The 14,025-nt window shown below is 50.2% G+C and carries 19 protein-coding genes; 9 read left to right on the top strand and 10 right to left on the bottom strand.

The annotated features are described in order from the left end of the window. From MPF33_04325 to purE, 8 genes are all read right to left on the bottom strand, one after another. A partial coding sequence (locus tag MPF33_04325; protein MCI2414468.1) for a transposase occupies positions 1-330 on the bottom strand: 330 nt, incomplete at its 3' end. Positions 331-439: 109 nt separating this feature from the next. After that, entirely contained in the window at positions 440-682 is a 243-nt protein-coding gene (locus MPF33_04330; protein ID MCI2414469.1) for a hypothetical protein, read from the bottom strand. 17 nt (positions 683-699) lie between these two features. Then, complete coding sequence (locus tag MPF33_04335; protein ID MCI2414470.1) at positions 700-987, bottom strand: hypothetical protein; 288 nt, start codon at positions 985-987, stop codon at positions 700-702. A 120-nt stretch (positions 988-1,107) separates the two neighbouring features. Then, complete coding sequence (locus MPF33_04340; GenBank protein ID MCI2414471.1) at positions 1,108-1,497, bottom strand: hypothetical protein; 390 nt, start codon at positions 1,495-1,497, stop codon at positions 1,108-1,110. Continuing rightward, a complete protein-coding gene (locus tag MPF33_04345; protein MCI2414472.1) occupies positions 1,422-1,604 on the bottom strand; it encodes a zinc-ribbon domain-containing protein in 183 nt (60 codons plus the stop codon). The genes MPF33_04340 and MPF33_04345 overlap by 76 nt, the downstream gene beginning before the upstream one ends. A gap of 97 nt (positions 1,605-1,701) precedes the next feature. Beyond that, a complete protein-coding gene (locus tag MPF33_04350; GenBank protein ID MCI2414473.1) occupies positions 1,702-2,040 on the bottom strand; it encodes a DNA-binding protein in 339 nt (112 codons plus the stop codon). After that, positions 2,037-3,125 (bottom strand): 5-(carboxyamino)imidazole ribonucleotide synthase, encoded by a 1,089-nt coding sequence (locus MPF33_04355; GenBank protein MCI2414474.1) that lies wholly within the window; start codon positions 3,123-3,125, stop codon positions 2,037-2,039. The genes MPF33_04350 and MPF33_04355 overlap by 4 nt, the downstream gene beginning before the upstream one ends. Then, positions 3,100-3,570 (bottom strand): 5-(carboxyamino)imidazole ribonucleotide mutase, encoded by a 471-nt coding sequence (gene purE / locus MPF33_04360; GenBank protein MCI2414475.1) that lies wholly within the window; start codon positions 3,568-3,570, stop codon positions 3,100-3,102. The genes MPF33_04355 and purE overlap by 26 nt, the downstream gene beginning before the upstream one ends. 77 nt (positions 3,571-3,647) lie before the next feature. On the opposite strand from purE, the gene MPF33_04365 reads away from it, so the two are divergent. Then, the gene (locus tag MPF33_04365; GenBank protein MCI2414476.1) at positions 3,648-4,514 is read left to right on the top strand and encodes an FAD-binding protein; all 867 of its coding nucleotides are present in this window, start codon (positions 3,648-3,650) and stop codon (positions 4,512-4,514) included. A 168-nt stretch (positions 4,515-4,682) separates the two neighbouring features. Then, the gene (locus MPF33_04370) at positions 4,683-5,624 is read left to right on the top strand and encodes a nucleoside hydrolase (GenBank protein MCI2414477.1); all 942 of its coding nucleotides are present in this window, start codon (positions 4,683-4,685) and stop codon (positions 5,622-5,624) included. Here the strand turns inward: MPF33_04370 and MPF33_04375 are convergent. Then, positions 5,621-5,899 carry a winged helix-turn-helix domain-containing protein gene (locus tag MPF33_04375; GenBank protein MCI2414478.1) on the bottom strand — a complete coding sequence of 93 codons (279 nt, stop codon included), beginning with the start codon at positions 5,897-5,899 and terminating at the stop codon, positions 5,621-5,623. The two genes, MPF33_04370 and MPF33_04375, sit on opposite strands and share 4 nt — an antisense overlap. 183 nt (positions 5,900-6,082) lie before the next feature. Here MPF33_04375 and acs point away from each other — a divergent pair, with 183 nt between their 5' ends. The 6 genes from acs to MPF33_04405 all read left to right on the top strand — a co-directional run bounded on the left by acs (position 6,083) and on the right by MPF33_04405 (position 12,888). Continuing rightward, positions 6,083-8,050 carry an acetate--CoA ligase gene (acs, locus tag MPF33_04380; protein ID MCI2414479.1) on the top strand — a complete coding sequence of 656 codons (1,968 nt, stop codon included), beginning with the start codon at positions 6,083-6,085 and terminating at the stop codon, positions 8,048-8,050. Positions 8,051-8,057: 7 nt separating this feature from the next. Beyond that, positions 8,058-8,408, top strand: coding sequence for a hypothetical protein (locus tag MPF33_04385; protein MCI2414480.1), 351 nt, complete (start codon positions 8,058-8,060; stop codon positions 8,406-8,408). Between the two features lie 115 nt (positions 8,409-8,523). Further along, complete coding sequence (locus tag MPF33_04390) at positions 8,524-10,401, top strand: APC family permease (GenBank protein ID MCI2414481.1); 1,878 nt, start codon at positions 8,524-8,526, stop codon at positions 10,399-10,401. A gap of 37 nt (positions 10,402-10,438) precedes the next feature. Next, on the top strand, positions 10,439-11,209 hold the full coding sequence (locus MPF33_04395; GenBank protein MCI2414482.1) for an MBL fold metallo-hydrolase: 771 nt from the start codon (positions 10,439-10,441) through the stop codon (positions 11,207-11,209). A 24-nt stretch (positions 11,210-11,233) separates the two neighbouring features. Then, positions 11,234-12,553 (top strand): lyase family protein, encoded by a 1,320-nt coding sequence (locus MPF33_04400; protein MCI2414483.1) that lies wholly within the window; start codon positions 11,234-11,236, stop codon positions 12,551-12,553. Continuing rightward, positions 12,550-12,888 (top strand): hypothetical protein, encoded by a 339-nt coding sequence (locus MPF33_04405; GenBank protein ID MCI2414484.1) that lies wholly within the window; start codon positions 12,550-12,552, stop codon positions 12,886-12,888. Before MPF33_04400 ends, MPF33_04405 begins: the two co-directional genes overlap by 4 nt. On the opposite strand, the gene MPF33_04410 is transcribed toward MPF33_04405, so the two are convergent. Further along, positions 12,878-13,660, bottom strand: a complete 783-nt coding sequence (locus tag MPF33_04410) for an MBL fold metallo-hydrolase (GenBank protein ID MCI2414485.1) — start codon at positions 13,658-13,660, stop codon at positions 12,878-12,880. The two genes, MPF33_04405 and MPF33_04410, sit on opposite strands and share 11 nt — an antisense overlap. Before the next feature lie 130 nt (positions 13,661-13,790). Between MPF33_04410 and MPF33_04415 the strand changes: the two genes are divergently transcribed. Next, positions 13,791-13,991 (top strand): hypothetical protein, encoded by a 201-nt coding sequence (locus MPF33_04415; GenBank protein ID MCI2414486.1) that lies wholly within the window; start codon positions 13,791-13,793, stop codon positions 13,989-13,991. The last annotated feature ends 34 nt before the right edge of the window (positions 13,992-14,025 follow it).

The raw sequence follows: 14,025 nt of genomic DNA on the forward strand, positions 1-14,025 counted from the left end.
AATTTGAAGTGAACTTGTTACCCTTATCCTAGGAATGAAGTAAGGATAGCCCAAGTAAACCGTGGAGACGCCAAGAGACCACAAAGTCTTGGTGAGGTGAGATGCTAAAGTCCTAAAATAATGAATAAGCCTACGATAAAGCTTAAAGAAAATTCTTTCCCTTTTCCTCAGCACTTCTTCCCTAGCTTCTTGTTCTTGGACCTTTTCTGTCTCGCTCTTCAGCTCGTCGAGTTCAGCGATCTTTTTCTCAAAGTAAAAGTAATCGCTCTTCACTACGGAACCCCTATAAAAGAGTACTGTACCATCATCAACAACTACAGTAGCCAACATGTTTACACCAAGGTCTATTGACGCAACTCACCTTTAGGCTTCTCAACCTGAACCTCTCTTTCACCGTGGACGACGATAGAGTTCTTCATCGGCTTACCGCTTTTCTTTGCTACAGTCCTACCAACGTCAACGAAATGTGGGCGTAAAAGTTGTTGCCTTCAACGCGAATCTCCAGCCTACCTTGTACTCCAAACCACCTTAACCTACCTTCAAAGGGCATCTTCATTTTCCAATCCTTCAGAGAGATGACGCGTTTTTCCTCGTCGACCTCATAACGATCTTGTCTAACTACTAGGATTAGTTTCCTCTTTCCTCCATCTTTCCAGTAACGTGGCGGCGAGAAGTGATTCACGAGCAGTAGGTCTTTCTTTAGTAAGGAGAAGAAGGACGACCAGCCTCATTATTCTTCTGTAAAACTGCTTGAGCGTTAACTCTTAGAACCTTCTTGTACTTCTCGTAATACTTGTCCCACGCGTCATTGAGGTTCACTTTCTTTTGCTGAAAGAATTGTTGTCTCTCGTAGTTAATCTCGTTCCACAGCTTTGCTGTTGCGTCTGCTAACTTCCTCAATTTCCTCTTTTGATGACCACTAGGGAAGAGCCTTACGACGATTGTTTTGACGCTTCCGGAATTGCGGGAGTAATCGGGGCTCCTCATCTTTAGTTCGCCAAAGAAAGCGTCATAAAAGGAAATTGTTTTTTCATGTTAAAACCTTCGTCAGGCGAGGTTTGTCTTCTTATAGAAAAAGTTTTTATCATGGATATCGTAGACGTCCCGTTAACCAAAGTGTAGTTGGATATTCTGGTTTATCCCGCTTAGTATTGGCGACCCCAGTGGACTCGACTGCGTTAACTGAGAGACTGGCACTGTTGTCGAGGTGCCGTTCAGGTATGCTATAGTAGCAGTGTTGCCAGAAATTGTTACTGTAGCAGATCTACTACTATCGACCTTCCAGTTCCCTCCAAACGCGTGGTCGGGGGCCGAAGCTACTACGCTCCCTCCACTACCCGTTATCCCGGGCAAGACTGCCTCTACTACAACTATCACCACTATCACTACTAGTGCGACTATGGGGACTATTGGAATCTTCTTTATGCTAGGAGGTCGGCTGTACGACGGTTGTTGCGGGTAGGAGGGCGCAGGGATAGGAGGTGGCTGAGGGGGCAACTGAGAGGTGGACTCTGCTGCGTCGTATCAGGGAACTGGTATCCGCACCTCGCGCAGAACTTAGCGTCGTCGAGGTTTTGGTAACCACATCTAGGACAGTACTTCATTGAAATCTTGTAACTTTCTACTCTTTACTTATATAAATGTTTTGTTAATTTTTATCTTCCTAGAAATAAAGTGAGAGAGAAGGAAACCTTGGTGGTCTCATGAGGGCGCTAGGTCGTTGAGCTTCTTGTCGTACTTTTCCAGGATCTGGTTTACCTCCTTTACCGCCTCCTCGTAGATCTCTATCATCTTCTTTACCCTTTCAGAGACCTCCGTCCCTCCGGCGTTCTTTCCACCCTTCCTGAACTCTATCCCCCCCACGAATGAGTTTATCCTCCTGACGTACTCCCACGCGAACTTGTAGGACACGTTCACCTTGTCTGCAGCCCCAGCAATTGACCCAGTCTCTATTATGCTCTTGACGAGCTCAACGCCCCCTTTCCCCATGATGGGTTTACCGTTGTCGTCCTCTATCCATACCTTGAAGTTAAGCCTCATAAATCTAGACCTTCTGGATAAATTAGTTGCATAATTTTATCAATTTTTTGCTTTACCTCCTCTAAGTCCTCGCCTACTACGTTAACGTGGCCCATCTTCCTCCTCTTTCTTGCCTCTTCCTTTCCGTACCAGTACACCTTGCCTAACTTGAGCACCTCCAGCGGGAAAGAGGGCTTGCCGAGTATGTTGACCATGCCGAAGGGCTTCAATACCGTGGTCTCGCCCAACTCAATTCCTAGGATAGCCCTCAAGTGTTGCTCGAACTGGGAGGTAAAGGCCCCGTCAAGAGTGTAGTGCCCTGTGTTGTGCACCCTCGGCGCAATCTCGTTAATCAACACCCTGTTCTTCACAACGAAGAACTCTATGCCGATCGTCCCGACGTAGTCGAGCTCCCTCGTCAGCCTCTCCGCTATTTTCACCATCTCCTCGTTGTAGTATGGTCCGTAGTTGTAGACCAAGATCCCCTTCTCGTTGTAGTTAAAGGAGGGTGTGTAGGCCTTGAACTCTCTCTTCCTCCTAGTGGCTATTACTGAGGCCTCAAAGTCGAAGTTCACTAACTCCTCCACCACGAACTTGCACTTGACGTCCTTGAGGAACTGGTACCTCTCCGGGTCTCCCTTTACGAAGTACTGCCCCTTCCCGTCGTATCCGCCCCTGGACTGCTTCAGCACGCCCACGTTGTTGAACTCGTCCTTTAAGACCTTAAGTGCCTCCTCCCCGTCCTGGGCCACCTTGAACCTAGGTACAGGGAACCCGTGGTCTCTAAGGAACTCCTTCTCCTTGTACCTCTCCCTCTTGAGCTCCACTGAGTTCAGCCTTGGGAGGAGCTTTCCGCTCTCCTGGGCGTACTCCAAGGCCTTCTCGTTGACGTGCTCGAACTCAAAGGTCACCACGTCGCACTGGTCAATGGCCTCCTTGTAGTTCTCCTCTGAGAAGCACTTATCTGCGACTCTGCATGCAGGCTCCTCTGGGTTGGCTATTACGTAAAAGGTAAGAGGTAATTTCCTGCCTTCTAGGATCATCATCCAGCCCAGCTGTCCTCCTCCCAAGATACACACTTTATAGTTTGGTAGAGAGGACTTCATTCTTCATCTCCTCCATGAACTTCTCCACCTTCTCCTGGAGCTCCTTGTACTTTATCCCGAGTATCCTTATTGCGAGGAGGGCAGCGTTCTTTGCCCCTCCAACTGCTACCGTAGCTACGGGCACTCCGTAGGGCATCTGCACTATGGAAAGGAGGGAGTCAAGACCGTTCAAGTTCCTTGAGGGTATTGGCACCCCTATCACTGGCAGTGAGGTCAGCGAGGCAGTCATCCCTGGGAGGTGCGCTGCTCCACCAGCCCCAGCTATGATCACTTCAATTCCCCTCTGCTTGGCGCTCTTGGCGTACTCCATCATGAACTCTGGCGTTCTGTGGGCTGAGACTACCTTGACCTCGTAGCTCACGCCGAACTTCTCTAGGACTTCTACAGCCTCCTTCATGTATTCCCAGTCACTCTTGCTCCCCATTATTACTCCTACTAGAGGCATACAAAGAGTTTACTAGATGGAACTATAAACTAAACCCGCCTTCTCTCTTATAAAGATTTCAGAGCAAGATATCTACCATGATTAGGGTATCCAGCGAGGAGGAACTCTTCAAGGAAATAAGGTCTGCTCACTTCGAGGGAAGGAAGATCTCAGTCATAGGCTTTGGCAACCACTCCCACAAGGACAAGGAGAACGCAATATCTACTCAAGGAATGGACCACTTTGAGGTGAAGGACGATCACGTAGTTGCCTTAGCTGGCGCCTCTGTGCCCAAGATAAGGGCGGAGGCGTCTGAGAAGGGGCTCCTGTTCCCAAGCCTTTACGACGGAAGCGTGGGCGGAATGTTGGCCTTCAACCAGGTTTCCCCCATCTCATTCCACTACGGTACTCCAAGGGACTTCACCGTATGGTGTAGGGCCATAACGTTCCTTGGGGGGATAAACTGGAAGGTCTTCATAGGCTCCAAGGGTAAGCTCGGGGCCATATCGAAGGCCGTGATGAGACTATATCAGAAGCCGAGGAGGATAGTCACGCTGGAGAAGAGCTATCCCGACGCAAGGGACCTGCTGGAGGACTTCAAGAAAGGGATCGAGGACAGACCTATAGCTGTCCTAGTTGAGTACGACAAGGAATTCAAGCTTCACATGACATACTCCAACGACGTGGAGTACCCAGGGTTCAGCAAGGACGACGGAGTGCCGGTAGTGGAGGAGGGGGACAAGAACAGCTACATAGTGAGAACAGAGGGATTGAAGGAGTTCGTTGAGCTGGTGGAGAAGACATCCCCAATTTACGCTTACACCGTCCCCGGGACTGGGATGTCCAAGGTCTACGTAGCGGACGAGGAGGCCTTGAAGGGCTTTGAGTACTACCCCTCAGACGGCGTGAGCGAAGTCTACTTGAAGCTAAAGAAGTTGTTAGACTATAAGGCGATCTTCGAGTGAAGTGATCTAGGTAGTAGTCATGGATTTCCCAGCTCTATCTTTGGAGTGCGAAATGCTGGGGCCTTACGGTTAGGCTAAAGGAAAATCGAGGTTTGTAGGTCTTTGCTACGCGGTGCGTAATTAAAAGGGGGCTAAACGTTAATTTCCTTAGCCGACTAAATAGATGGCATGGCCAGGCACTTTGTTATAGACTGCGACACGGCTGAGGACGATATAATGAGCCTCTATATGTTACTTAGGAACGGGGTTGAGGTAGAAGGCGTCACGATAGTAGAGGGAAACATAGCCTATGAGCAGGAAGTGGACAACGCGCTGTGGGCCCTCGAGTTCATATCTGGGAAGGTAAATAAGGACATAAGGGTTTACCCTGGGAGCGACAGGCCCTTGGTCAAAAGCTTCAAAACAGTGGAGAACGTTCATGGGAAGGGAGGTATTGGCGACGAGGTCGTGAGGCCAAAGAAGTTGAGGCCAGAGCCAAAGAGGGCACCTCAAGCAATCCTTGAGCTAGCAGACAGGTACGCTGGGGAGCTCGAGTTTCTCGCTATATCCCCCCTGACCAACTTGGCGCTTGCTTACCTCATGGACAAGTCCATAGTTGAAAAGGTAAAGAAGGTCTGGGTCATGGGAGGCACCATATACGGAAGGGGAAACATCACTCCTGTTGCAGAGTTCAACATTTGGGTCGACCCAGACGCGGCTAAGCTAGTGTTCAATGCGGGGTTCGATATAACCATGGTAGCATGGGACTTAATAACTAACTACGTAGTGGAGGAGGACGAGTGGGAGAGGATAAAGGCAATGGACACTGAAATGGCCAAATTCTACGTGAGGATCTACAAGCACTACAGGGAGTTCGCCATGAAGCACCAGAAAATGAGGGGGAACCCACACCCAGACTTGATTACCACCGCAGTAGCCCTAAACAGGAAAGTGATCAAAAGATCAGAAAGACAATACGTGGATGTGGAGAACTGCGACTGCTTAACGAGGGGGATGACGGTGATAGACTACTTAGACCTTTGGGGAAAGGAGCCAAAGGCTGAGGTCGTCTACGAGATAGAGAAGGATAAGTTCATGGACATGCTCTTCCATCTCCTCTCATGGTTCTAGCACTCGAACCTGCTGCATATAGTGAACTCCATGTCGGCCAGCAGCTTTTTCAGGAAGACGTAGTGCTTATACAGTTCCTCAACGCCCTTGTCAGTTATTCCGAAGATGACGTCATTCCCTATGAAGGCCTTTTTCTCTATATATCCGTTATATTCAAGCCTCCTCAAGCTCTTTGCCAACTTCCTCCTTGGCAATCCCGTGTATTCCATCATTTCCTTGAAGCTGAGCTCGCCCTCAGCCAAGTTGGTTAGCATCACCAATTGCGTTATGTTCATGTCTCCCATATTTATACCGACTGCAAGTTAAAAAAGAGTTAGAAGGGATCTTTATCTATCAAACGTTAATAATCTCCTCTACGCTATTAATAGCCCCTTTTTGCTTCCGTGCGTCATTCCTAAAACCTCACTATTCAAGGTAATGTTTTTTAATATTGCTTAAACAAATTTTATATGATTATTATGGTCGAGGTTCAGTCTGAGGCCGAGACGAAGCAGTTGGAAGAGAAAGTAGACTATAACATGAGGTATTACAAGTACTTGTTTAACTATAGCAAGGAACAACCAGACAAGTTCTGGGGAGACATTGCAAAGCAACTCATCGACTGGTTTGAGCCATGGAAGGTAACGATGAAGCAGGAAGACCCAATGACAAGGTGGTTCATAGGCGGAAAGCTTAACGCCTCGTATAACGCCGTGGACAGGCACTTGAACTCCTCAAGGAAGTTCAAGGCGGCTATTGTTTGGGAGAGCGAGAGGGGAGAGAGGAAAATAGTAACCTACCAAGACCTCTACTACGAGGTGAACAGATGGGCGAACGCGCTGAGACAGCTAGGAGTCCAGAAGGGGGACAGGGTAACCATCTACATGCCCTTAACTCCAGAGGGGGTTATCGCCAAGCTCGCATGCGCTAGGTTAGGGGCAATTCACAGCGTGGTGTTTGCAGGTTTTGGTTCCCAAGCCTTGGCGAGCAGGATAGAGGACGCTCAGTCCAAGGTGGTCATAACTGCTGACGCTTACCCAAGGAGAGGGAAGGTAGTTGAGCTCAAGAAGATTATAGATGAAGCCCTAGACATGCTGGGCGACAGGAATCCAGTAAAGCACGTGTTGGTGTACAGAAGGCTCGGCACGGAGATAAACTTCAAGGAAGGCAGGGACGTCTACTTTGACGACGTCGGGAAGTACAAGCCGATAGACCCTGAGCCCGTTGACGCCAATGACCCCCTATTTATCCTCTACACCTCTGGAACCACTGGGAAGCCAAAGGGGATAGTCCACTCAACCGGAGGCTACTTAGTGGGTACCTCGTTGATGTTGCTTTGGAGCTATGGCTTGAGCCAGGAGAACGACGTACTCTTCAACACCTCCGACATAGGCTGGATCGTGGGCCACTCCTACATAACCTACTCCCCCTTGGTCATGGGGAGGACAATAGTGATCTACGAGAGCGCCCCAGACTACCCCTATCCAGACAAGTGGGCAGAGATGATCGAGAGGTACAGGGCGACCACCTTTGGTACCTCAGCTACAGCGTTGAGGTACTTCATGAAGTACGGGGAGGAGTTCGTAAAGGCGCACGACTTGTCGTCCTTGAGGATAATCGTGACGAACGGCGAGGTGCTTAACTACGCTCCCTGGAAGTGGGGGCTCGAGGTTATAGGTAAGGGCAAGGTCTTCATGTCCCACCAGTGGTGGCAGACGGAGACTGGTGGCCCCAACTTGGGCTACCTACCTGGGATAATATACATGCCGATGAAGTCGGGGCCAGCCTCCGGTTACCCACTGCCGGGCAACTTCATAGAGGTACTTGATGACGCAGGTAACCCGACGAAGCCGAGGGAGAGGGGCTACTTGATTATGAGGCCGCCGTTCCCGCCAAACATGATGATGGGTATGTGGGGAGACCCAGGAAACGAGAGGTTAAAGAAGACCTACTTCTCTAAGTTCACAAGTCTCTACTATCCGGGAGACTACGCTATGGTGGACGAGGACGGCTACGTGTGGGTGCTGGGTAGGGCAGACGAGACCATCAAGGTGGCCGCACACAGGATAGGGGCAGGAGAAGTGGAGTCTGCCATAACCTCTTACCCAGCAGTGGCGGAGGCGGCAGTTGTTGGAGTTCCAGACCCAGTAAAGGGTGAGGAGGTCTACGCGTTCGTAGTATTAAAGCAGGGCTACACTCCCTCTGAGAGCCTAGCAAAGGAGATCCAGAACCACGTGAGGCAAGTCATGGGACCAATAGTCACGCCCAAGATACAGTTCGTTAATGCCTTGCCCAAGACCAGGTCGGGGAAGGTAATGAGGAGGGTCATAAAGGCTGTGGTGAGCGGCAGTAACATAGGCGACATCTCGACTCTTGAGGACGAGGCTTCAATGGAGGAGATAAAGAAGGCTGCAGAGGAGCTAAAGAAGCAGTTGGACAAGGCGTGACTCCCGCATGATACCCAATGGAGTAGAAGACCTTCTCTTCTCCTTTCCCCTGGGCAAGAGGGTTCTGGTCCACGGCGTTTTTCCCTACACTGGTTTTGAAACAGTGACCTTAAGTGATGCCAAAGGGTGTGTTTTTGACTCCGCCGTCTCACTCCACGCGATACTCAAGGAGGAAGATCCAATCTCAGTAATAAAGAAGATGGTTGAGCTCTCCAAAGGTCTTGTGTTCTTGGCTGACGAGAGGAGGGACGAGAGCAAGCTGAGGAGGATCACGTTTTACACCGCCAGAAACATGGGCTTCGAGGCTTATGATCTGGGCGACTGGTTCGCGCTAGTCAGACTTCGCGCCATGGACTAATTTTAATTTTGGATTAAACGGTTCTTAAAAATAGACCTAATCAGTTTAAATAAAATCGATAAGCGAGATGAAGAATTGAGTTAAGTTTTTAAAGATTTTCCCTTTAACTCTATTTATGGCTTCCAAAAATCCGGAATCAACCGCACGTGACCTAGGAGCATCGGCTGATGCCCAGTTAAGGAAATCTCTGAACAGGTTTGAGATGTTGTTCCTCTCCTTAGGAGGAGTTATAGGCTCTGGATGGCTCTTCGGCTCCCTATACACTGCAGCTTACGCTGGTGGGGCTGCCTTCATATCTTGGATAATAGCGGGAATCTTAGTGATATTCGTAGGGCTTGCGTACGCTGAGATCTCGTCGTCAATCCCCAAAACTGGAGGGATAGTGAGGTACCCGCACTACAGCCACGGAGGTTTCGTTGGTTATCTAATAGCGTGGGCGTACTTCCTCTCTGCAGTGTCCGTGCCAGCTATTGAGGCAAGCGCTACAGTCACCTACCTCAGCTATTTCGTGCCGAGCTTGACCTACCCAAACGGTGTGCTAACCCCTGAGGGCATTGCCCTTTCCTACTTGTTGCTGATCATATTCTTCTTCCTCCAGTACGCTGGAGTCAAGGTTCTAGGAGCAGTCACCCACGGTGCAGGGTGGTGGAAGTTAATAGTACCAACGTTTACGGCGATCTTCGCCCTCGCCTTCCTCTATCACCCCTCTAATTTCACCGCGGGAGGAGGCTTCTTCCCGTCTCCAAGCAACGTCGTGGAGGGCTTCTCTGGCTTCGCTGCAGTCCTCTACGCCATACCAACAACTGGGGTGATATTCTCCTACTTGGGCTTTAGGCAGGCAATAGAGTACGGAGGCGAAGGGAAAAACCCAAAGAAGGACGTACCTTTCGCCGTTGTGGGGTCCCTTTTGATAGGCCTTGCCCTATATACTCTACTGCAGGTGGCGTTTACTGGGGCTATAAACTGGTCTGCGGCCGGAGTAACTGTTGGCAACTGGACTGGGCTCACAAACTCTAACATAACCCACGGGCCGTTCCTCTTTATCTTCCAGCACTCTGGAGTTGCTGGACAAGTTGTTGGGCTATTCGCTCTGTGGTCTTACATCTTATCCATTGACGCAGTTATATCCCCTGCGGGCACTGGGTGGATATACATAGGCACAGCAGGGAGGACGATTTACGGCTTCGCAGCAAACGGCTACTTGCCGGGGGTTTTCCTCAAGATAGGAAGGACCAAGGTCCCAGTGATATCCTTTATAGCTGCTACTGCCATAGGAGCCATATTCCTCCTACCGTTCCCCGCGTGGATAGCCTTAGTGGGTTTCATATCCTCTGCTACCGTCTTCACTTACATAATGGGAGGGATAGGGCTACAGACGCTGAGGAAGACCGCTCCAGATCTCAAGAGGAACTATAGACTCCCTGGGGCTTCAATCATAGCACCAATAGCTACCCTGGCCGCTGGACTCATAGTGTACTGGTCTGGGTTTACGACTTTGTTCTACGTGGTAACTGCAGTGTTCATAGGACTGCCGATCTTCTTCGGCTACTACGCTTACAAGGTCTACAAGGCTAAGGCAAGCCTGGCAATGCTCTTAGGAGTAGTGGACGTGATAGCGGTGGTACTAGACTCCTACTTCTTCTACACGGGTACCTCGAGCTTGACGGTTCCAGACCCAATAGCGTTCCTCATCTACTTGCTCGTAATGGCTGGTGCCATAATATTCAGCATTATCACGTTAATGTCCGTCGTCCCAGACAACGTGAGGACTGAGATAAAGGCAGGGTACTGGTTGTTGGGCTTGATCTTCTCCATCCTAGTGTTCTCGTACTTCGGAGGTTTCGGGCCCTACGGTGTAACAGCGCCAATACCGTTCCCTTGGGACACGGTAGTGGCGGCTGCCGACATCCTAGTGTTCCACTACTTCGCGGTCAAGAGCGGGATAAGGACTGAGGCAATAGAGGAGATAATAGAGGAGACAAAGGAACCATAACGCAAAACTATTAAATGCTGTTTCCCTTTTTCTTCCCATGTCATGTGAGGGCATTCACTCCATAGCTTCTGGTCCGATTGAATTCCCTGAGCTCGTTTACTCCTTTGTAGTGTGCGACGAGAAGATAGTAATGGTGGATGCGGGTGTCTTCAACACAGTAATGGACGTGAGCTTCCTGGACAGGCTGAACTACCTCGTGATCACTCACGTCCACTTGGACCACATAGGTGGGGTCTCCGAGCTGGTCCAGAGGTATAAGCCAAAAGTGATAGTGTACCAGGGGTACTCCAAGTACTTGAGGGATACGAGGCAGTTGAACGAGAGCGCTAGGAAAGTGTTAGGCGACCTCGTAGACATCTACGGTGAAGTTGAGGGGGTTGACGCGGACTTCCTAGAGGTAAAGGGCGGGGAGGAGATAAACCTTGGTAGGCAAAAGATGAAAGTGGTATACACGCCGGGCCACGCTAAGCATCACATCTCAGTGATGATAGGCGACGTCCTTTACACTGGGGACTCTGCAGGAGGGAGGATTAACGGTATCCCTATCCCAACCACCCCACCACCCTTCGACCACTTGAAGTACTTGGAGAGCTTGAAGTTGCAGATTTCCCTCAAACCTAGGATGGTGGGGCTCTCCCACGGGGGGCTTGCTCCTGGACGCCACTTGGAGGAGCACTACGACCAAATGGTCGAGAAGAAGTACCGAGTAGAGATTGACATCGGAGGTATCCAGGGGGAAATCCTCAGGAAGCACCTCGAGATAAACTACAGAGGAATAGAGGAGTCTTTAGCTAAAGAAAAGCAATAAAACCCTCTCGACCTATTCATACCCATGAAATATACTGAGACTGCTCCTAAGCTCTTCATGAACACCGGTACTAGGTTCCCGAGGAAGGTCATATGGGCCATGGGGCTAGTGAAGCTAGCTTGCGCTAGGGTTAACGCTAGCTTGGGCTACCTCGACAGGGAAATCGCAGAGGCAATAGAGAAGGCATCGCTGGAGCTAATGGAGGGCAAACACGACGACAAGATAGTCCTGGACGTCTTCCAGACGGGATCTGGAACTGGGCTAAACATGAATGTCAACGAGGTACTCGCAGAGAGGGCGTCAGAGCTCTCGGGAAAGAATGTGCACCCCAACGACCACGTCAACATGGGGCAGTCTTCCAACGACACCGTACCCACCGCCATTAGGATAGCCTCTGTGGCAAACGCCGTGGAGAAGGTAGTTCCCACCTTAGAGAACATGCTTTACACCTTAAACAAGAAAGCAGAGGAGTACAAGGACGTGGTAAAGTCCGGAAGGACCCACTTGAGGGACGCACTGCCCGTTACGCTAGGGCAGGAGCTGGGGGCCTACTACGATGCCTTCAAGCACGACCTAGAGCAGTTGAATAACGTGCTAGAGTACGTTAAGGAGTTGCCTATAGGTGGTAGCGCTGTTGGCACTGGGCTCAACGCCGACCCACGCTTCCAGGAGCTCGTGGTACAGGAGGTGAACAAGGTCACTGGGCTGGGCTTCAAACCAGCGAACAAGTTTAGGGCCATGAGGTTCCTCACTGACATGCTCTTGCTTAGTGGAGTGCTAAGGAACGTGGCGGCGGAGCTCTATAGGGTCGGGCAGGACTTCAGGCTAATGTTCTCGGGGCCCTTCACTTCCATTGGGGAGATAGACCTTCCAACGCAGGAGGAGATAGCGGGAAGTAGTATAATGCCCGGGAAGACTAACCCAGTAACGGTAGAGGCCACGCTCTTAGTTTCTGCGCAAGTCATGGGCCTAGACCACGCAAACCAAATTGCGTCAATGCTGGGAGAGTTCGAGCTCTCCATGGGCGTCCCGTTAATGGGATACAACGTAGTCACCCAAGAGAACTTGATAGCGGAGGCGCTTAACAAGTTCGCCTCTCTAGTAGTGGAGGGAATGCAACCCAACGTTGAGAAGATGAAGAGGTACGCCGAGAGCAGTCCCTCCCTCATCACGGTGCTCTCGCCATTGATAGGCTACGACAAGGCCTCGCAAATTGGCAAAATGCTCAACAAGGGCATTTCAATAAGGGAGGCGCTAAGGGAACTGGGGTTTAAGGACGAGGAAATAGATAGGGTCTTGGACTTGCATGAACTAGTAAAACCAGGAATTAGGGTGAAAAAGTGAGCTGGAAGATAAAGGATTCTAACGAGAAGAGAGAGGTCAAGGACGTATCTTGTTCCGTGGACGAGATTGTGGACTCAGTTGAGGTCAAGAGGATCTGCAAGAAGTACAACATAAAGCTTATGGACGCCCACAGAATTGTCAGTGACGTACTAATAAAGGTCCTCAAGGAGAGGTCAATGAAGGTAGAACAGCTCTTCATCAAGTACAGCTATGGCAGACAAGGGATAATGGAGCTGGCGTTGGAGGCAGTGAGGCAGGGAAACAGGATGGGAGTGGTCAATGTCAAGTTGGGAGAGGGTAGCCTAGAAGAAGAGTTCAAGAAGCTCACCTCTTAAACACTACTCCTTTTTCAGTTACCTTTACCTCCTTGCTCACTTCTACTAATATCGACTTTGCCACTACTTCGTTGAGGAACACGTTGGCAGGGGAGAGCTTGTTTCCTAGCTTCACCACTACCTCTTCTGCAGTAAGTTCTTGGCCCGTTATGGCGTTCTTTACCTTCTCCACCAGCTTCTTGTTGTACTCGACGTTAAACTTGAGGATCTCCTCCACCTTCCTCTTGTCAGTGTACACGGGGCCGTGGGAGAGGAAGACGTAGTCTACCCCCCTTATAAGCTCGGCGAGCTTCTCTAGGCTCTCCTGAGCCTTCCAGAAGTCCACGTAAAAGGGAAAGACGAAGGACTCCAACACCTTTTGCCCAAAGAAGGCGTCTCCAACGTATAGCACGTTGTCTATTATGAACCCCGAGTGCCCGGGCGTGTGGCCAGGGAGAGGGATGACCTCGACCTCTGGGTCGCTGAACTCGGCCTTAAGTTCCTCCTTGATCAAGTCGTAGGAGAACAACCCCGAGTCCTTGGAGCTGAAGCCGTAGGTCATGCATCTCCTCCCTATCAAGTTTAACGTCCAGTAGTCCTCCCTCGGAATGAACTTCTTCTTGGCCTCCTTAAAGAGCCCAGCTATGTGGTCCATGTGGCCGTGAGTGGCAAGCTGCACCTCTGCCTTTAAGTCAAGGGAGGCGTTCCTCCCCCCTTGGTCTATCACTACCCTCTCGTCGTATATGAGAGTGTTTGGGCTACTAGGGATCACTTGTATTTTTCCGATTATCATTTCTTACCATCTTTTGCTTAATTCTCCTCGGGAACTTAAATGGATTTTCAATAATTTTTATATATTAGGGTAACCCTAAATTCAAATCAGGATAGGGACGCTGGCGGGTTACGTCTTAAGCGTTGAAGATTTGGGGCTACTGGAGAGGGCTAGCATAGAGGAGAAGAGGAAAGGGGAGAGAAAGCTGAGGGAACTTAAGGCAATGGGGACAGTGCCGTTCCTCAAGGGAGTTAAGGGAAGTGTAGAGGTAGTGTCAATACATAGGGGGATGGGGCTGGAAGGCGTGTTTTGTCCAGATTCCTTAAGCCTTGTTAGGATAAGAAGACCGTAAGACCGCACTAGAACCCCTTTGGTAGGCCATCATC

This window comes from Candidatus Aramenus sp. CH1, assembly GCA_022678445.1.
In the GTDB taxonomy this organism is placed as follows: Archaea; Thermoproteota; Thermoprotei_A; order Sulfolobales; family Sulfolobaceae; genus Aramenus.